The 19,002-nt window shown below is 48.7% G+C and carries 14 protein-coding genes and 1 pseudogene; 11 read left to right on the top strand and 4 right to left on the bottom strand.

The window, feature by feature from the left end:
• Window position 1: 1 nt before the first annotated feature.
• The 4 genes from QVO39_RS02305 to crcB are packed head-to-tail and all read left to right on the top strand — an operon-like array spanning window position 2 to window position 2,655.
• Window positions 2-832 (top strand): coiled-coil domain-containing protein, encoded by an 831-nt coding sequence (locus QVO39_RS02305; RefSeq protein WP_288171592.1) that lies wholly within the window; start codon window positions 2-4, stop codon window positions 830-832.
• A 6-nt stretch (window positions 833-838) separates the two neighbouring features.
• Window positions 839-1,549: a YjjG family noncanonical pyrimidine nucleotidase gene (locus tag QVO39_RS02300; RefSeq protein WP_021902850.1), complete on the top strand. Its 711-nt coding sequence runs from the start codon at window positions 839-841 to the stop codon at window positions 1,547-1,549.
• Complete coding sequence (locus QVO39_RS02295) at window positions 1,546-2,265, top strand: murein L,D-transpeptidase catalytic domain family protein (protein WP_021902849.1); 720 nt, start codon at window positions 1,546-1,548, stop codon at window positions 2,263-2,265. The genes QVO39_RS02300 and QVO39_RS02295 overlap by 4 nt, the downstream gene beginning before the upstream one ends.
• 12 nt (window positions 2,266-2,277) lie before the next feature.
• The gene (gene crcB / locus QVO39_RS02290; RefSeq protein WP_018028635.1) at window positions 2,278-2,655 is read left to right on the top strand and encodes a fluoride efflux transporter CrcB; all 378 of its coding nucleotides are present in this window, start codon (window positions 2,278-2,280) and stop codon (window positions 2,653-2,655) included.
• A 292-nt stretch (window positions 2,656-2,947) separates the two neighbouring features.
• Here the strand turns inward: crcB and fusA2 are convergent, their stop codons facing one another.
• A complete protein-coding gene (fusA2, locus tag QVO39_RS02285; RefSeq protein ID WP_021902848.1) occupies window positions 2,948-5,104 on the bottom strand; it encodes an elongation factor G2 in 2,157 nt (718 codons plus the stop codon).
• Between the two features lie 1,046 nt (window positions 5,105-6,150).
• On the opposite strand from fusA2, the gene QVO39_RS02280 reads away from it, so the two are divergent.
• The 6 genes from QVO39_RS02280 (at window position 6,151) to QVO39_RS02255 (ending at window position 16,968) form a co-directional block, all read left to right on the top strand.
• Complete coding sequence (locus QVO39_RS02280; protein ID WP_021902847.1) at window positions 6,151-7,908, top strand: thiol-activated cytolysin family protein; 1,758 nt, start codon at window positions 6,151-6,153, stop codon at window positions 7,906-7,908.
• Window positions 7,909-7,930: 22 nt separating this feature from the next.
• Complete coding sequence (locus QVO39_RS02275; protein ID WP_021902846.1) at window positions 7,931-9,598, top strand: thiol-activated cytolysin family protein; 1,668 nt, start codon at window positions 7,931-7,933, stop codon at window positions 9,596-9,598.
• Between the two features lie 45 nt (window positions 9,599-9,643).
• Window positions 9,644-12,313, top strand: a complete 2,670-nt coding sequence (locus QVO39_RS02270; RefSeq protein WP_021902845.1) for a C10 family peptidase — start codon at window positions 9,644-9,646, stop codon at window positions 12,311-12,313.
• Window positions 12,314-12,874: 561 nt separating this feature from the next.
• Window positions 12,875-13,423, top strand: coding sequence for an STAS domain-containing protein (locus tag QVO39_RS02265; protein ID WP_021902844.1), 549 nt, complete (start codon window positions 12,875-12,877; stop codon window positions 13,421-13,423).
• A complete protein-coding gene (gene dusB, locus QVO39_RS02260) occupies window positions 13,410-14,390 on the top strand; it encodes a tRNA dihydrouridine synthase DusB (RefSeq protein ID WP_288171587.1) in 981 nt (326 codons plus the stop codon). Before QVO39_RS02265 ends, dusB begins: the two co-directional genes overlap by 14 nt.
• Window positions 14,391-14,718: 328 nt before the next feature.
• The gene (locus QVO39_RS02255) at window positions 14,719-16,968 is read left to right on the top strand and encodes a TonB-dependent receptor (protein WP_021902842.1); all 2,250 of its coding nucleotides are present in this window, start codon (window positions 14,719-14,721) and stop codon (window positions 16,966-16,968) included.
• 377 nt (window positions 16,969-17,345) lie between these two features.
• Here QVO39_RS02255 and QVO39_RS02250 read toward each other — a convergent pair whose 3' ends face one another.
• From QVO39_RS02250 to QVO39_RS02240, 3 genes are read right to left on the bottom strand one after another with little or no spacing between them, the layout of a single operon-like run.
• A complete protein-coding gene (locus QVO39_RS02250) occupies window positions 17,346-17,702 on the bottom strand; it encodes a helix-turn-helix domain-containing protein (RefSeq protein ID WP_021902841.1) in 357 nt (118 codons plus the stop codon).
• A 12-nt stretch (window positions 17,703-17,714) separates the two neighbouring features.
• Entirely contained in the window at window positions 17,715-18,008 is a 294-nt protein-coding gene (locus QVO39_RS02245) for a type II toxin-antitoxin system HigB family toxin (RefSeq protein ID WP_021902840.1), read from the bottom strand.
• A gap of 59 nt (window positions 18,009-18,067) precedes the next feature.
• Window positions 18,068-18,190, bottom strand: a complete 123-nt coding sequence (locus tag QVO39_RS02240) for a hypothetical protein (RefSeq protein ID WP_256374356.1) — start codon at window positions 18,188-18,190, stop codon at window positions 18,068-18,070.
• 422 nt (window positions 18,191-18,612) lie between these two features.
• On the opposite strand from QVO39_RS02240, the pseudogene QVO39_RS02235 reads away from it, so the two are divergent.
• Window positions 18,613-19,002 (top strand): annotated as a pseudogene (locus QVO39_RS02235) (MFS transporter); the annotation flags it as partial.

The raw sequence follows: 19,002 nt of genomic DNA, 5'->3' as shown, positions 1-19,002 counted from the left end.
TCTGTCTTCTTGTGACGGTAAGGGCTCGTCCTATACCAAGCTACAGCAGAGCTACGATTCGCTCCTAGTTCAGAACACCCGTAGCCAGCAGGAGTTGGAGAGTGTGCTGGGACTAGTAATGGATGTGGAGCAGGAGATCAATAAGGTTTCGAATGCTGAGAATAAACTCCGTATGGGTCAGGCAAGTGGTGAATTTACTGAGAACGACCGTGAGCAGCTCCTCTCGGATGTCCGCTCTATGACTGCCTCTTTGGAGAAAAATAAAGAGGAACTAGCAAGAAAACTGGAGGATCTGAAGCGCAAGGATATCAATATCTCTGCCCTTAATAAGAAGATCAATATGCTGCAGCAGCAGATTGTACAGAAGGAGAATGCCATTACCCACATGACGCAGTTGCTAGCCTCTAAGGACTCTTTGATCTTGCAACAGGGTCAGCGCATCAGTGAGCTAGATGAGACCACTGGTGCTCAGGAGACGACGATTGCCCTACAGGATAAGACCATCTCGGATCAAGATCGCAAGCTACACCGAGCACACTACTGCTTTGGTACTCACGAGGAGCTGAAGGAGCAAAACATCATCAGTAGTCGCTTCTTGCGCTCCGATAAGGTGCTTCCTGAGGGATATAATAAGGATTATCTCATCACCATTGATATCCGTGAGGTGAGGGAGATTCCTCTATTCGCGCCTAAGGCCAAGGTGCTTACCGAGCACCCAAGTAGCTCGTACGAATTGATTAAGGATGGTAATAAGAATATGATCCTCAAGATTAAGGACGTCGATAGCTTCTGGAGCTTAGGTCGCAACTTAGTGGTAGAGGTGAGTTTATAAACCAAGGTGTACAAGACCATACTGATAGACCTAGACGATACGCTCTGGGCCACTCAGCAAAATAATAAGGAGGCTATCCATCAGCTCTACCTCGAGGAGGGGTGGGCTGGTGGATATGCCTCCTTTGACCATTTTTGGTCGGTCTATTGGCCGAGCAATGAAGCTCTGTGGCATCAGTATCGACACTCGGAGATTACGAAGTACGAGCTTACAATAGAGCGATTTCGCCGACCACTCGAGGCTATTCGACACTTTACGGAGGAGGAGATCCTCCGCTTCAATGACCGCTTTTTGCACCTCTCTTCGCATAAGGAGGGGGTGGTAGAGGGAGCTATTGAGCTACTTCAATATCTCAAAACACTCTATAAGGTGGTGGTGGTCTCTAATGGCTTTACAGAGGTACAGCGGCGTAAGATGGAGGTGTCGGGCATTGCTCCCTATATCGATGCGACGGTGCTGAGTGAGGAGGTGGGGATCAGCAAGCCCTACAAAGGAATATTTGACCAAGCACTTAGCAAAAGCGGTACTAGAAGGGGTGAGGCGATCATGATTGGCGATAGTTGGGATGCCGATATTTTGGGTGCCCAGAATGCCAAGCTACCCAGTATCTGGTTCAATCCAGAGCAGCTCCCTTTCCCTGAACAGTCGCTCCGCTATCCAGTCACTGAGGTGACTCGACTTGATGAGATTCCAGCATTACTACGGCAAACGATATGAAAAAGAAGATAGTATTCTCCACCCTTCTACTCTTTTCGCTCGTGATGATGAGTGGGGTAGAGCCTCACAGGCAAGGTCGCGAGCTTCCCGATGAGATGCCTGTAGCAGAGGTGGATAGTTGTGCCTTGCTCTACAGTCAGTTGGGCTTGGAGGGGAAGGTGAGTCCGAAGGCTTTTAGAACCGCCTATCACGGCTACTACAAGGTGACGCAACGACACAAGGAGCTGCTTACGCTTATTGACTTTACCAAGCCCTCCAATAGTGAGCGCCTCTATGTGATCGATATGGCGGAGGGCACGATGCTCTTTGAGAGTGTGGTGGCACACGGTCGGAATAGCGGTTCGCTCTACGCCACTGACTTCTCCAATCGGAGCAATAGCCACCAAAGCTCGCTCGGCTTTTACCTTACAGGGGAGACCTACAGGGGGAGTAATGGTTACTCACTTCGGCTTGATGGGCTGGAGAAGGGCTTTAATGACAATGCCCGAGCTAGAGCCATCGTGATTCACGGGGCTAAGTATGCCAATCCCGCCATCTGCCGAGGGGGGCAGCGACTAGGTAGGAGCTTCGGTTGCCCTGCCTTGCCGGAGCAACTTAATCGTCCGATAATTGATGCGATCAAAGGGGGCAGTGTCCTCTTTATCTATGCCGAAGATCCCAACTACCTCTCCCAAAGTCAGTTGGTAGGGGAAGGCAATTCTACCCATCTGAGTTAGCTCTATTCGGTGATGGATTACCTATTAGTCGCCTTAGGAGGTGCCTTTGGTGCCTTCTCGAGATATGGGCTTTCGTCGCTTTGGTCCACGCACATCACTACCGCTCCATCGTGGAGTGGCACGCTACTGATCAATGTAGTTGGAGGGTTCCTCATCGGGGTGTTTTATGCCCTTTCGCAGCAAGAGGGTGCCACGTGGGGTGGGTGGAGCCTGCTACTAATCACTGGATTTTGTGGTGGGTTTACCACTTTCTCCACCTTCGGGCTTGAGCTCTTCCACACCCTCTCAGAGGGGCAATACCTCTCGGCACTCCTCTATGTGCTTCTCTCCGTACTCCTCACCCTCCTAGCGGTAGCCGGAGGCATCTCAATCATCGGCATCAAACATTAACTGGTAGAGACTGTTGCACGAAGACGATCTACTGCGTTGCTTTCGGAATTCGGTCTCGGTCACGTACGCGAGTACGCTCCCTTCGCCCTCATCCTCAGCGCCTATTTAGGGACCTTGGCACCCTATCGGTTGCCTTGTATCTCATCCTTCGTGCAAGGTCTCAGCGCATTTGAGGCAAATGAGCGAGAATGGCACTTCGTGCAACATTCTCTGGTAGATATAAAAACTTCGCCACCTGTAGGCTTAGACCTATAGGTGGCGGAGTTGTTAATTATGCTCTTGAGAGAGGGGGTTACTCCTCCTCGTCGGTGTGGTGAGCCTCGATGAGTGCCTCTTGGATATCTCCAGGCACTAGTTCGTAGCTTGCAAACGTCATGGTGAAGGAAGCTCTACCGCCGGTGAGCGAACTGAGGGCAGTGGAGTAGTTAGAGAGCTCCTTTAGGGGTACCTTAGCCTTGATCTCCTCATAATCGGCCTTACTATCCATACCCATGATGATGCCTCTACGTCCCTGTAGATCGCTCATCACATCACCCATATAGTCGGCAGGCACCGCTACCGTTACGTCGTAAATCGGCTCCAGAATCTTAGGGGCAGCATTGCGGAATGCCTCATTGAAGGCGTTGCGACCGGCTAGCATAAAGGAGACCTCATTACTATCTACAGGGTGCATCTTACCATCATAAACGATCACACGCACGTCACGGGCATAAGAGCCGGTTAGTGGCCCTTGCTCCATACACCCCATAATTCCCTTAAGGATAGCAGGCATAAAGCGGGCATCGATGCTACCGCCCACAATGCTATTCACAAAGACTAGCTTGCCACCCCACTCAAGAGGAATCTCCTGAGTCTCCTTGGGGTTGATCTTGAACTCCTGACCATTGAACTTATAGACGCTCTGCACAGGTTGACCCTCGGTATAGGGCTCTAGGATCAGGTGAACCTCACCGAATTGACCGGCACCACCTGACTGCTTCTTGTGACGATAATCGGCACGAGCTGTCTTCGTGATGGTCTCACGATAAGGGATACGAGGCTCAAGGTACTCAATCTCAATCTTCTCATTATTCTCCAAGCGCCACTTGAGCGTACGTAGGTGGAACTCTCCCTGTCCGTAAACGATCAACTGGCGGAGCTCCTTGCTATGCTCGATGATCCAAGTAGGATCCTCATAATGCATACGGTGCAGTGCCTCACTCATCTTCTCAGAGTCGGCCTCATTCACCGCCTTAATGGCACGGCGATACTTAGGAGCTGGGTACTCCATTGGTGGGAAGGTATAGCTAACGCCCTTGGCATTCAGTGTATTCCCCACACGTACATCCTTTAGCTTCACCACCGCACCGATATCTCCAGCATGAAGGACACTCACTTTGGTGCGGTTACCACCTTGAGGTGTAAAGAACTGGGTGAGTCGCTCCTTGGACTCGTTACGGTCTTGATTCACAAGGTCGACACCCTCTGTAAGGGTACCACTCACTACCTTGAAGTAATCAACCTGACCGATATGTGGCTCCATAGCACTCTTAAAGAAGTAGAGCGATATAGGAGCATTAGAGTCGGGCTTCACCTCTGTGCCGTCGCTAGCTACGATAGGCTTTACTTTCTCTGTAGTAGGCACTACATTCCCTAGGAATTCCATCGTCCTCCGAACGCACATATCCTTCCCCGCACTCACGCAGAATACTGGGTACATATCTCTATTGATCAGGCCTTGGCGGATTCCTTCGCGCATCTCATCCTCTGTGAGGGTGCCGAGGTCAAAGAACTTCTCCATCAAAGTCTCGTCATTTTCAGCTGCCGCCTCTATCAGAGCTTGCTGATACTCCTTCGCCTTATCCATTAGCTCATCAGGGATATCTAGCACCTCAGGCTTGCCACCCTCTGGTCCCCACTGATAGAGTTTCATCTTCAGTACATCTACAATCTGATTGAAGTTAGGCCCTGTAGTGACTGGGAATTGTACTGCTACTACCTTGGTGCCGTAGTGCTCTCGGAGCTGATGATAGCTATTCTCAAAGTCGGCCTTTTCGTGATCCAGCTGATTGATGATAAAGATTACCGGTTTTTGGAAACGGCGGGTCTGCCTAAATTGATTGATCGTCCCCACCTCTAGCCCTTGCTGAGCATTGATCACCATCAGGGCACAGTCAGTCACGTAGAGTGCACTTACCGTACCGCCGATGAAATCGTCCGAACCAGGACAGTCTATAAAGTTGAGTTTCTTATCTTGCCACGGTACAGAAAATACACTAGTAAATACAGAGTAACCGTAGTCCTTCTCTACTGGGAAGTAGTCACTCACTGTATTGCCAGCCTCTACTGTACCGCGGCGCTGAATAGCGCCAGCCTCAAAGAGCATCGACTCTATCAGCGTGGTCTTACCAGAGCCCGAGCTACCGAGTAGAGCGATGTTGCGGATCTCATTTGTCTGAAATTCCTTCATGTTGTTCGTTTTTTAGATGGTTTGTATATTCTTGGTTTTCTGTATTCAGTTTGGTTGCGAACGGTCATTATATACGGTCTTCCCGCTATTTGATGATGTTTTTTCCTTCCGCTCCACAAGTTACGTAATTATTACGATATTTCCAATAGCTGCCCTTCCAAACACCGCAAGTTATTTCCTTTTGTAAGTTGTTACACATATATAATATATATAGGCTGTCAGACGAAGGTGATTTGAGGTGTCTCTTTAGAAATTTGTGCTTGCTAACGTAGCAGGGTAACTCTATAGAGACTGTTGCACGAAGGCGATCTGCGGCGTTGCTTTCGGAATTCGGCCTAGGTCACGTACGTGAGTACGCTCCCTTCGGCCCTGTGGGTCCTTGGTGCCCTGCGTGCACCTTGCCCCATCCTCAGGCCTTTTTGAGTACCTTGGCAGCCTAGCATCTCATCCTTCGTTCAAAGTCTCAGCTCTTCAAATGTGCGAGAATGGCACTTCGTGCAATATTCTCCTATAAGCTGGTAGTTCCTTGGTCTCTATCGTGAAAAAAATCCCATTGGTAGTAAGCCAAAAGTTTAGTTGCAACAAAGCGATCGGTGAGTTGCAACTAAGCTTTTGCTGAGATGCAACTAAGCGATTGCTTTCTCGCAACTCAGTTGGCGGCTATATATGATGTTGAATATCAGTGGATTGCAAAGGTCGATTTTTTTGCTTTGATATCAGCTCTATTTTTACTCTATTTTTCACGATTATTGCAAGAAACTACCTACTGATTTGCCTTGGAAATTATAATGTTTGGCTTGCAATTGATAAATAAAGGGAGTGCAAGACGCCTTTTATTGTGTTAAATATGACAAGTTGTTAGAAACAAAGTTAATGTAAAGATGTATTCAAGTTATTTTGTGGTTATAATAATAATTCGTAATATTGTGCCACGAAGCTAATCATATCCATATTATCGCTTTATTGTTTTACATAATGACGTAAATTCGTATATAACGGCGTATTGTTGGCTTTGCTATTAAAAACAATTTTAACAACTATTGGTTATGAAAACACAACAATTCCTGACCTTTGTAGGTCTACAGAGGTGGTTGCCGTTTATTGCGGTGCTACTGCTGTTGTCGTGTAGTAGGAATCAAGTGGCTCCTGAGGAGCCCGAGGTTGCTCCTACAGACCTTAGCCAGCTATCTCTAGCACCTGGTATGCTTAGAGGGGGTGATCCAATCGCCCCACCCGAGCCTATTGGTGAGCCTGGGGAGGGCGGTGAGGTTATCCCTACAGTTCGTGACGGACTCAAGGGGGTCATCATTAGTCGCAGCTCTATGTACAGTGCTGGGGTAGTTTATAATGAGTACTTGCTCTTCAATCCTATGAGCAACCTAATCTATCCAGGCAATGTGCTAGTCGGTAATTCAATAAGCAATGGCCGTTATCTGCCAGTAAGAGGGCAAAAAATAGGGGAAGTGACCTGGTCCAGCCCCGATATGGTGCCCCTCAATCCACAGGAGATGCGGTTTGTTAAGACGGTGAATGAGCCAAAGTTTAGCGACTATGCGAGCACTATGCAGGAGTGGCGTGGAACACCCCAATTGCCTACTTCAGCAGTGACTACCTTTGAGATGACTGAGGTAAAAGATCTCCGTGAATTCAGCGCTAAGCTAGGCATGGGCTTTGAGAGCGAAAATGCCAAGGCAGGAATTGTATTTGAGGGTAAGAGAGGTTTGCTACGCACTCACATATTGGTGAAGTTTGTCCAGAAGCTCTACTCTGTTTCTATGGATATCCCCAATCGCCAGCATCTACTCAGTGCCAGCCCCAACGCCCTAGGTGGGGTGATGCCAGTATACATCTCCGATGTATTTTATGGTCGTATGGGGTATGCACTCATTTCTTCCGACCATGATTATAGAGAGGTATTGGCAGCCCTAGAGATTATGGTGCCTAAGTTCCACTTTGAGCTCTCTGCTAAGTACAAGAAGATTCTTGATGAGACCTTTACCCAGTATGTCTTTACCGGCGGTAAGTCTGGCGACCACGGTCTGTCTGTAAAGGAGGGGTGGGAAGGCTTTAAGCAAGGGATGAGTACCGAGCTCCTTCCTTCAGAGGCAGTGCCCGTAGCCATCACCCTTAGGTATGCCGATGATAATTCTGTTGCTCGAGTAGTGCAGAGTGGTCAGTACCCAGTCACTGAGAGCTACTTCGTAAAGGATTGCGATGAGATCACCTTCTCATTGCGCCCTGCTCAGCTCAAGGCCAATGCTGGTACCAAGGACGACCTCCAGGTATGGGGCCATACAGTGCTTACCGTGCCACGAGAGCTATCGACCACGGGGGAAAGCACCGATTATCGACTAGTATGGATCCCAATGAGCAAGTATATAAAGCTCGATAAGCAGAAGCAATCAGGGCTTCCAAGTGCCGAGAACACCACCATTACCATTAAGCGTCCTGAGGGAATGAGTATGCAAGACTTCCTCAATCAGAGGGTCTACATCGATACGCACTTCTACAATACCAATGCAGCAGGTACCATTACTGGTGACGACCTCGGAGAGAGCAAGTACAGCATACGCCTACAGGATCTGCTCTTTAATGCAGTTCACCACTCCCTTACTGTTACAACGCGCAAAAATGCTAGTAGAGATTACTCTGCTACTGTGCTATTTGACCTTTTCCACGATATTAAGGAGGTTGAGGAGATCCCCAATGGACTTCGCTCCGTTACCGTAGAGGGTGACCAGCCAAATACTACCACTACTAGGTGTCTAGGTAGCCAGCCTCGGTCTTACTTTAATCAGAAATAACAATAATAAACGATAAGCAACTATGAAAAAGATATTTATTTCACTGCTATTCATCTTCGGTATGGTGATAGCATTTGCTAGCTGTAAAAAGGATAATATTGAAGTGCCTAATGCCCCTGAGGAGACTCAAGATGCCTCTAATCTAAAGGCTCAGGTACGTGCCTTACCACTACCTGATGGTATGGATCAAGGGGAAGTTGGACAAAATCTCCCACCTCTTGATCCTATCGCTCCACAGATTGATGGCGAGGTAGTCGAGCCAGGTACCTTCGGTGGTCTGCATGGTATCTATATCACCCAGCGTAAGGTATATAATTCGGGGTTTGCCTTTGATGAGCTCTCTATATTCAATCCCGCAGGTAGCCTTATCTACCCAGGAAGTGTCTTTGTAGGTAGCTCTATCACCAATGGTAGGTATGTAAAGCTTCCAGGGACTACTGGTGAGGTGACTTGGAGTGCTATAGACCTTATCCCTGCCTCTCCTATGAATAACTATGTAGCCAGCTATATCAATCCTAAGGCTAGCGACTACAATCTTACGGTACAGCGTTGGTTTGGCTCACAAAACATGCCACTAGCAGCTACCACCGTATACGAAATCAACGAACTCTCTAGCTCTACAGAGATCGGGGCAGAGCTGGGTGTCGGTTACCAAAAGGAGGACCTTATTGCTAAGCTCAACCTAAGCACTTCACACCAAAAGATGAAGACCCACGTGCTCGTCAAGGCGATTCAAAAGGTATTTAGCATCGCAGTGGATATCCCTGACGGGTTTATCCTCAAGACTGCCAATGTAGAGGATATGGACGGTGTGATGCCAGTCTATGTGTCCGAGGTATTCTACGGCCGTATGGGCTTTGCTGTTATCTCAAGCCAGCATGAGTATCACGATGTGGTAGCCGCCCTTAACCTCAATGTACCTACTGAGAATATTGATATCAATCTCCAAACCAAGTACAAGGAGATCCTAGATGCCTCTGTATCTAAGTCTCGTATCATCGGTGGTACCTCTGAGGAACACGGATATGGTATGTCTATGGGTTGGGAAGGATTCAAGAAGAGCCTTTCAAGTCCACTTACTGCCTCTTCGGCTAAGCCAGTGGCTTATACTCTTAGGTACGTTCATGATAATTCAGTAGCAAGAGTAGTGCTCACGAGTGACTTTGTTCGCAACGAGTCTTACTTCGTTCCAGATATGGATGAGCTAGTTCTTCGCTTTACTCCACGTACGCTGAGAGCTAAGTCGGATAATATCAAGCCTTTGTATGTACATGGTAAGGTGACTATCGCACTAGCAGGTGGTCGTGAGCAGACTATCTTTGAGCGTCCAGTGAATAACTATATCCGCATCGATGACCCAGAGCAAGATGTTGCACTTCCTGATACGGAGGGTCTCGAGGTGTCTCTTAAGCGTCCACAAGGTATGAGTATGGCCGACTTCCTAAAGATGGAGGTGACCATCAGTGGATACTTCGGGCATGCTGTAGCCAATGGTACTCGCAACCTTTATGACCTCGGCTCTGAGAGCACTACCTGCACCGTTCGCGAGCTACTCATGATGGCGAATAGGGGAGCATTCAACTTCTTTACCCAAGAGAAGCGTACTAATCAGCGTGAAGCTAACCTAGTGCTCGATATCCAAGCTGATAATGGTATCCGTCAGGTGGATGGCACTATCTCTCAACTGTAATATTAATGTGAACTAAATAATAATTAACCCAAACAACTTTTGACTATGAACAGAAGAAGTTATTTGTGGCTGCTGCTCATCGCAGGTCTATTCTTTGCCTCTGCCAGCCTATTGATAGGCTGTAAGTCGGAGGGCAGGGGAGTGCCTAGCGATGGTGACGACCAGCCCATTACCACTGAGGCACGCCACCTCTCCGTAGATGAGGCCAAGGCGATTGCCCTTAGGTTTTTTGCGGAAAATGGTGCTCTAAAGGGGGCTACTGATACCGATCAGATTTCGGGAATAGAATTAGCTTTTGCCGAGCCGACAAGTTCCACCGCTCTTCGGGCTGCTTCGTCTGATGCACAGACCGATGCTCAGTCATCTCTCCCAGCCTATTATGTATTCAATATCAATAAAGGCTTTGTGGTGGTCTCTGCGTGGGATGTCACCTTCCCTATCTTAGGGTATTCTGAGGATGGTAGCTTTTTCGGAGCAGAGCTCGCCAATGCTAGCGTAGAGGAGCGCCCAGCCGAGGCCTCCAACGTGCTTAGCTTCCTAGGAGCTTATGCCAGAAGCATTGACTCCCTCCGTCAGGTAACTCCTGTGACAAAGGCTCTCCGAGCAGCTTACGACCAAGCTATCAATGGCGTGGTGGTAGAGGAGTCGCTACGTGCCTATAATAATATTGCCCCATTGCTAGGCAATATCAAGTGGAATCAATCTCCCTACTACAATGAGTACATCCCATACGGTCATCCAGTAGGCTGTGTTGCTACAGCCACTACTCAGATTATGAGATACTGGAAGTACCCACCTCGTGGTACTGGCTCTCATACCTCTACCCACGATGGTAAATATGCCAATTTTAATAAAGAGTACCTCTGGGATCAAATGCCAGCGGCTACCCTTCGCCAACGCAATCACCAAATTGCACAGCTCTCCTATGATGTGGCAGTGGGACTTAATATGATGTTCTCTGCTTATGGTAGCGGTACATGGCAGTACTACGTGCCTGGGCTATTGAGAGATCACTTCTATTACAAAAATACCATCCGTGATATCTATCGCTCCAATTATAATACGGCTCAGTGGACCAATATCGTCTACAATGAGCTAGCCAACGGGCGCCCAGTACAGTATGCTGGCTCGGGCAATGGTGGTGGTCACTCCTTTGTCTGCGATGGCTATAGCGGAGGTTACTTCCATATCAATTGGGGGTGGGGAGGTATGTCGGATGGATACTTCCTACTCCATGCCCTTGACCCCAACTCTCTCGGTACTGGTGGCGGTAGCGGAGGCTTTAACTATGGTCAGGATATCGTGATCGGCATTGAGCCTAATCAGAGACCTAACCCCAACCCTGATCCCGATCCTACTCCTGAGACTGGCGACATCACTCCACTCAACATCAACCAATACAAGCAGATGCTCACCTTCCGTGGTGGCAATCGTGTAGATGTTGGTCGTGGCTATACCGCACCTATGGTGGTTTATCTCAAGGCGACTGATTGTAGCTACTGCGAGCATACTCAGCCAAGTGTGGAGCTATTAGCCCGTGAGTACAAGGGAAAGGTGAAGTTTTATAGCTTCGACGTGAACCCAGGTGGTCAATGGGAGCACTGGGATTTCATCACTCAGCAGCTAGGTATCAAGACTGTGCCCGACCTATTATTTATCAGTAAAGAGGGGACCTTTGTACTCAAAAATGGTGTGATCGATAAGGGGCTTAATGCTGCAGGTGGAGCCAAGATATTCCGTCCTTATGTAGAAGCACTACTCCAAGGTGGCGGTGTAGATCCTACTCCTACCCCTTCGGGTGACTACTGCAAGTCTATGGGTAGGTATGCACGGAGCACCTACATTGCACAAGTATCTCTTGCTAATGTCAATAACGTTACCCGTGGTGATACCGGTGGCTACAATTACTTTAGTAGCAAGGCTATTGAGCTAACGAAGGGGGAGAGCTATACACTCACCCTCACCCCAGGCTCTATCTATGGTAGCTACCCAGAGTACTTTAGAGTATGGATCGACTTTAATGGCGATAAGGTATTCTCGAGTGATGAGCTAGTTGCCGACTTTAATACCACTCAGTCCAATGTGGCAGCCTCCAAGCGGATCTCTATCCCAGCAGGGGCTACCAAGGGCAATACCCGCATGAGGGTATCCATGAAGTGGGGAGCTGCGGCCGAGCCTTGCGAGGTCTTTGACCACGGAGAGGTAGAGGACTATCTCGTAAATATCAAGGAGAAGTACACGCCTACTCCTGATCCAACTCCCGATCCAACTCCTGACCCAGAGGATGACCCCTATCCAGTTTCCTACGGTAAGGACTCCAACTATGGCTATATCAGCAGTGTGTATATTGGCGATATGAAGAATAATTCACGAGGTGATAACTATGCCTCCTATATCAATACCCATCACATCACTGGTACTCCTGGACGAGCACTTAGCTATTCTTTGAGCCCATCATTCGGAACTCAGCAGACCTATTGGTGCTACTGGCGTATTTGGATCGACTACAATAAGGACGGTAAGTTTACCAATAACGAGTTGGTAGCATCAAGATACGGTTACCAGCAAGTGAGCGGGTGGTTTACCCTTCCTTACAGAATGGAGTCAGGGCTCTATCGTGTAAGAGTAAGTATGAAGATGAACGAAGGCTATCCAATGCCTGATGAGGTCTTCAATTACGGAGAGGTAGAGGACTATCGACTAAGAATCCGCTAACCCACTACCCTTTTAAGTTACCCCGAGGGGGCTCCATCGCTATTTAATGCGGTGGAGCCCCCTCCTTTCATCCTAATACCGAGCCTACAAAATACCCGCCACTATAGTAGGGTAAAATTCGAGTTGCAACTAAGCGATCGGCGAGTTGCAACAAAGCAAACGACGAGTTGCAACAAAGCAAATGCTTAGTTGCAACTCAGTTTTCGCTCAGATAAGACTCTTGATTATCAGGTGGTTACAAAATCCTATACCGAAAGCTTTTTCAGCCATTCCCAATGACCTATTTTCACAAGGGAATCCTTACCTACGAGGGTGCCCTATTTTGTCCATCTGCAGGTGGATAAAATAGGGCACTGCTGAACGAAAATGATCGTCTGATCCTTGGTTACCGAAAGGTGTGGTGGCTGGCTTTATGACCCCTACATGAGAATGTTGCACGAAGTGCCATTCTCGGACATTTGCTTCAAATGTGCAGAGACTTTGCACGAAGGATGAGGTGCAAGGCGCGGGTGGCGCTCCTTTATCGCTATTTTTAAGGGACCGAAGGGCGACTCCCTCGTGATGGTGATCACCTTCCTCCTCACGGTACTGATTGACCTCACCGTAGCGATTGGCATCGGTATGGTACTCGCTATTCTTATTCTACTGAAGCGAGTGCTTGATGCCTCGGAAATCAACCTGATTGATGATAAAAATAGGCACCCAGAGTCGACTAAGCTGGATCTTCCAAAGTGCATAGAGGTGTACGAGATTGAAGGGCCATTCTTCTTTGGAATTGCCAATAGGTTTGATGAGACAATGCGAAATATGCCGGGTAACCCACGAGCTCGCATTATCCGTATGCGTATGGTGCCTTTTGTAGATACCACCGCCATTCACAACCTTAAAACGATGATTGAGCTTCACAAGGAGTCACAGACGCAGATTATCCTCAGTGGGGTGCAACCAGCGGTACTGGAGACACTCCGACAGAGTGGAGTGGTGGATCTTCTCGGTGAGGAAAACGTGACGCCTCACATCTCACTAGCTGTGGAGCGGGCAATGGAGTTCCTTAAGACCCACTACCCTCACGATTATGAGCAATGGACCAAGAAGCATGAAGATAGGTAAGACCGACTTGGGGTACCGCCCCCTATTCCTCGCCCCGATGGAGGACGTCACCGACGCCTCCTTTAGGTTACTCGCCCGTGAATTCGGTGCCAGCATCGTAGTGACAGAGTTTGTCAATGCCGATGCCATCATTCGCTCTATCCCTAGCACTCTACGGAAGATGGTGGTAGCAGATGAGGAGCGACCAGTAGCCATACAGCTCTACGGGCGAGATGCCACGACGATGGCGGAGGCAGCAAAGGTGGCAGAAGAGGCAAGTCCCGAGCTGATTGACCTCAACTTTGGTTGTCCCGTGAAGAAAGTGGCAGGCAAAGGAGCAGGGGCTGGGATGCTACGCGATATCCCGTTGATGCTGGAGATCATTCGCTCGGTGGTCAATGCGGTAGAGCTACCGGTGACGGTCAAGACGCGACTTGGCTGGGATAACGACCATATCATCATCGAGGAACTGGCGGAGCAGATACAGGAGGCGGGTGCCCAAGCACTCACCATTCATGGCCGCACCCGAAGTCAGATGTACAAGGGAGAGGCTGATTGGGGACCAATTGCTCGGGTGAAACAAAACCCCAACATCACCATTCCGATCATCGGTAATGGCGATGTAACGAGTGGCGAGATAGCCCTTGAGCGGTTTGAAACCACGAGAGTGGATGCAGTGATGGTAGGCCGAGGTGCGATCGGTCAGCCGTGGATTTTTGAGGAAATGCGGGCGGTGCTCGACGGCAAAGAGGTACCTCAGCACCCCACGGAGTGGTACGTAGAGGTGCTTAAGCGGATGCTACACGAGAGCATTACTAAGTGCCAAAACGAACTCAAAGGGATCCTCCACTTCCGCCGACACCTCGCCATTACGCCCCTATTCAAAGGCATTCCCGACTTCAAAAGCCACCGTGTAGCGATGCTCCGCACCAATACCGAAGCAGAGCTCCTACAGCTCATCGACCAAGCAGCAGAGATGATTCCGTAGGACAAGCCTCATACCATAGACCAGAAAAGACCGTCTTCATCAATAACCTCCTATTTGCTAGGTCGGCTTATTTCACGTAACTTTGCAAATGAAGTAGCTGTGCTACCATATATTCTAAACTCGCAAGGGGTGCTAAAGGCAATTGCTTTGGCTGAGAAGAGACCCTCCAACCTGTACGGACAATGCCGGCGTAGGGATGCAAATAGGCGAGCGACCGCTGAGTGTCGCGCCTCTCTCTTATCTTCAATATCACTCCTTATTTGAGGCATAAAAGATATGGCTACAGCTCAAATGAAATGTTTATCAAATACAAAAAGGAGAAAAGATAATGAGAACAACCAAACAATTGAGAGCCACCCTTGCGGGGCTGCTCTTAATGCTATTGCCAGTAGCCACCTCGGCACAAGAGCAGGTGGAGATGACTGGAGATCTAGAGACGGTGGTAGTACTTGGTACTCGCCCTGGTGAAAGGGTTCCCATCACTAAGCAAAAGATAGCGGTAAAGAAGCTACAGCAACAGACCACAGCGTGGGATATTCCCTCCCTTCTGAAGGGCACCCCTTCGCTCGTCACCACCAATGAGAGTGGCGTCTTCGGAGGCTATACCTACTTCACGGTTCGTGGTGTGGATCCCACTCGTGTCAATATCACAGTCAATGGGGTGCCGGTGAATGATTCGGAGAGCCAGACCGTCTTCTGGGCCAATATGCCCGACTTCGGTTCGCGTCTGAAGGATATTGTAATTGTCCGCGGTGCTGGTGCCTCCTCTTTTGGTGCTGGTGCCTTTGGTGCAACGATGGATATGCAGAGTGCCGACCCTAGCTCAAAAGCGGGAGGAAGCCTGAGCACCCACTGGGGCTCGTACGGTCTTAACCGCAATAGAGTAGCCCTAGAGAGTGGTCAGCTCGCTAGTGGCTGGCGACTCGGTGGCAATCTCTCCCACATTCGTAGCAAAGGCTATGTAGATCGCTCTGGCACCGAGGGGCTATCTTACCTAGCTCAGGCAATGTATCAAGGCAACTACTATAGCTTCCGCCTGATCCACCACCGTGGAATTCAGAAGACAGGAATTGCGTGGAATGGTCTAGAGCCCGACCAAGAGAAAGACTTTGGTCGGCGCTTCAATTCGGCAGGTTGGATGAACCCTGATGAGAAGGATGCCAGCAAACATCAATTCTACGACAACAACGACAACTACGACCAGCAGCATACCTACGCTATCTTCCGCCATTACCCTTTACCCAACCTCAAGTACGACCTCACCCTTCACTATACTAGAGGCAAAGGCTTTACTCACGAGTACCGCACCGGCCGGAAGTTAAGAGAATATGGGCTATTACCTGCTTCCGATAAGTCCAAGGGAACGCTCATTAGAGAGAAGTACCTCGACAATCACTTCTTTGGTGGAATATTCAATATCGGTTACTCTCAAGATCATCTCCGCCTATCTGGAGGGTTGGCAGCCAATCGCTACGTTGGCGACCACTATGGATTGATCCCATACGTAGAGGATAAGTCAATTGAGTACACGCCTAATCAGGAGTATTATCGCAACCACTCTACCCGTACCGATGCCTCCATTTACCTAAAGGGGGAGCTGGACCTCTCCTATGAGGTGATGCTCTATGCCGATGTGATGTATCGCCACGTCTATGCCGTGATGAACGGATCTACTGATAAGTGGAGCAAGCACGATAATAAGCTGGATCAGCTCGACTACCGCTTGCCTTACAACTTTATCCTCCCAAAGGTGGGCATTCAGTATCGCCCCAATTATCGGACTTCTCTCTACCTCTCGCTAGCCACCGCTGGCAAGGAGCCTAATCGCAAGGCTTATACCGAGAGTAAGGAGTACGATGCCAATGGCAATGAGATCATGCCTCGTCCCGAGTATATGCTAGACCTAGAGCTAGGGGGCAACTGGAATAATGGGGAGAACCTCAGCCTATTTGCCAATCTCTATGGAATGTACTACAAGGATCAATTGGTGCAAAATGGCAAGGTGAGTGACGTGGGCGAACCACTCCTAATGAATGTACCTAAGAGCTACCGTGCTGGTGCAGAGCTAGGCTTTACCTGGGCGATCACCCCTCAGCTCACGCTATCGGCCAATGGGACCCTCTCCCGCAATAGAGTAGTGGAGATGACACTTGTTGAGGACAATTATACTACCAAGAAAAAAGAAGTGACCCCTCTCAAGGGCACTCCCCTCTCCAAGAGCCCTGAGCTACTATTCAATCACTCGCTCACTTGGTCGCCCATTGACCGCCTCTCTTTGGCACTCAGTGGCAACTATGTAGGCAAACAGTATTTGGATAATTCGGGCTTTGAGAACCGCTCAATTCCACACTACTATACAGGTCAATTCATGGCCAATTATCTGCAACCATTCAGAAATGGGCAGACCCTAGCGCTTCAGCTACAGGTGCTCAACCTCTACAATAGTAGCTACGTGACCAATGGATTTGGCGGGGGCTATGTAGAAGTAGTGGATGGGAAAGTGGAGCATAAGGCATGGGCTACTTACTTCCCTGCCGCACCACTTCACTTCGTAGTAGGTGCTACCCTCACCTTCTAAGCTACGATCCCTAATACATAACTATAAAGGACCTCCTCTCGGGGGTCCTTTTTTATTGTCTTAGCTACAGAGAGAATGTTGCACGAAGTGCCATTCTCGCACATTTGAATCAATTGCACTGAGACTTTGAACGAAGGATGAGATGCAAGGCGCTGAGGGTGAGGGCAAGGTGCCGTAAGGCACCAAGGCCCAACTAGGGCGCTGGGAGTGTACTCACGTACGTGACCGAGCCCGAATCCCGAAAGCAACATTATGTGCCTTGGCATCCTTACGGAAGCCTAGGCTCAGCAGATCGCCTTCGTGCAACAGTCTCATGAAATCAATAGAGGGTGCCACCACACAGTAGCACCCTCTCTTTTCACCCTAAAACAATCTATCTACACCCCCAACATCATCTGAGGACTAATATCTAGCAACCTGCAAATCTCCCCTGCAACACGCAACGAAGGCTCGCTCCGGTCATTCACAAAGTCACTAATACGAGAGGCCGACAAATTAAGCTCACGGGCAAGTTCCGCTTGACTCTTGCCACACTCATCAAGAGCGTACCTAATCATCTCTCCCACCGACAAAGTGTCAAGAGCATAATGCTCCGCCTCATACGCCTCCACAATATCACTCATGATCGCCAACTCGCTATCCTCCGAAGTAGATAACTCACCACGCTCCATAAGTGGCAAAAGCTCCTCAATCCTATTGAGGGCATACTCATACTTTTCTCTCGTAATATCCATAATCCCCTCTATCTATATAGTCCTACAATCAATCTTATCATACTCACTATGTGTGCCTATAAAGCGAATATATACACAATCGTGATTAAACTGCACAACCGCAACAAGCCTAAACTTATTGCCCCCTATGTTAAAGACATATCTCAGACCGCCAATCGAGTCTACACTCCCAAAACTACGCTTCACATCCATAGCATTGCTCCACTTAGCTCGCTTTACAACCTCCACCCAGTAAAGCAAAGCCACCTTGCTCTCAGGGTGTGCCTCGTAATACTCCCGAATACGTCTTATACTAATTATCCTCACATCAAAAGTTTTGAATTACGCCACAAATATAGCACAATTATTTTGAATTACAAAACATTCTACTCCTCCAGCTCAGCCTTCACCGCCTCCATTAAAGCACTTTGCCCATCCCCCTTCACCCCAAGCACCTTACACACACGCTCTTCAATACTACCAGAGATGAATGGCACTTCGTGCAACATTCTCAAGATACATAGACGATACACCACCCCCTCCAAACCCACTTCCACACCGACTTCCCCAGGGGTTACGCATTAGGAGTAAATGTATAAGTTAATGACCCTATAAAATAGGAGGAAGTAGTGGCCCAAAAAGCCCATTTATAACAAACTGATATTCAATACTATATAAAAAGAAAACTGAGTTGCAACTAAGCGATTGGCGAGTTGCAACTAAGCAATCGGCGAGTTGCAACAAAGCAAATGCTTAGTTGCATCTCAACTTTTGCTCTACTTGTATAGAGGTTTTATGGCTGTTCCAAGAAGAGCATTTTAGTACTAAATCAGGAGATCCGACCCACAAGGGGGCCAATGGTGATAAGGTGAATAGGGAGGAATTTGGTAAGTTTGTATTCTAATAGTAATATTATTGATTAAGTTATCTGATGAGTCAAACGAAAAGTCCTGCGGTGTGGGTGCCGACGGTTTACTTTGCGATGGGGCTTCCGATGGTGTTGCTATCGGATGTATCGCTCTTGATGTTTAAGGACCTCGGGATCCCCGATGGTCGGATTACCTTTTGGGCATCGCTCCTCACTTTGCCGTGGAGCTTGAAACCCCTTTTCAGTCCCGTGATGGAAATCTTTGGCACCAAGAAGCAGTATGTGGTGCTAACGGAGTTGGTGTCGGCAGTGGTATTAGGGCTCATCTTTGCAGGGCTCGGGGTGGAGAACTTCTTTGCGGTGACTATTGTGCTAATGGCACTGATGGCGATTAGTGGCTCCATGCACGACATTGCAGGCGATGGCACCTATATGCAATACCTTAGCCAAAAG

Origin of the sequence: Porphyromonas sp. CAG:1061 (assembly GCF_000435035.1) — a bacterium.
GTDB classification, from domain to species: domain Bacteria; phylum Bacteroidota; class Bacteroidia; order Bacteroidales; family Porphyromonadaceae; genus Porphyromonas_A; species Porphyromonas_A somerae.
The sequence above is the reverse complement of the archived record's forward strand: the minus strand, read 5'-3'. Positions and strand labels throughout refer to the sequence as shown.

Excerpts from the sequence above, each read along its gene's own strand:
- dusB (WP_288171587.1), top strand. The coding sequence starts at position 13,410 with ATGAAGATAGGTAAGACCGACTTGGGGTACCGCCCCCTATTCCTCGCC.
- QVO39_RS02250 (WP_021902841.1), bottom strand. The coding sequence starts at position 17,702 with ATGGATATTACGAGAGAAAAGTATGAGTATGCCCTCAATAGGATTGAG.
- QVO39_RS02255 (WP_021902842.1), top strand. The coding sequence starts at position 14,719 with ATGAGAACAACCAAACAATTGAGAGCCACCCTTGCGGGGCTGCTCTTA.
- QVO39_RS02295 (WP_021902849.1), top strand. The coding sequence starts at position 1,546 with ATGAAAAAGAAGATAGTATTCTCCACCCTTCTACTCTTTTCGCTCGTG.
- QVO39_RS02240 (WP_256374356.1), bottom strand. The coding sequence starts at position 18,190 with ATGTTGCACGAAGTGCCATTCATCTCTGGTAGTATTGAAGAGCGTGTG.
- QVO39_RS02275 (WP_021902846.1), top strand. The coding sequence starts at position 7,931 with ATGAAAAAGATATTTATTTCACTGCTATTCATCTTCGGTATGGTGATA.
- QVO39_RS02270 (WP_021902845.1), top strand. The coding sequence starts at position 9,644 with ATGAACAGAAGAAGTTATTTGTGGCTGCTGCTCATCGCAGGTCTATTC.
- QVO39_RS02265 (WP_021902844.1), top strand. The coding sequence starts at position 12,875 with ATGGTGATCACCTTCCTCCTCACGGTACTGATTGACCTCACCGTAGCG.
- crcB (WP_018028635.1), top strand. The coding sequence starts at position 2,278 with ATGGATTACCTATTAGTCGCCTTAGGAGGTGCCTTTGGTGCCTTCTCG.
- QVO39_RS02280 (WP_021902847.1), top strand. The coding sequence starts at position 6,151 with ATGAAAACACAACAATTCCTGACCTTTGTAGGTCTACAGAGGTGGTTG.
- fusA2 (WP_021902848.1), bottom strand. The coding sequence starts at position 5,104 with ATGAAGGAATTTCAGACAAATGAGATCCGCAACATCGCTCTACTCGGT.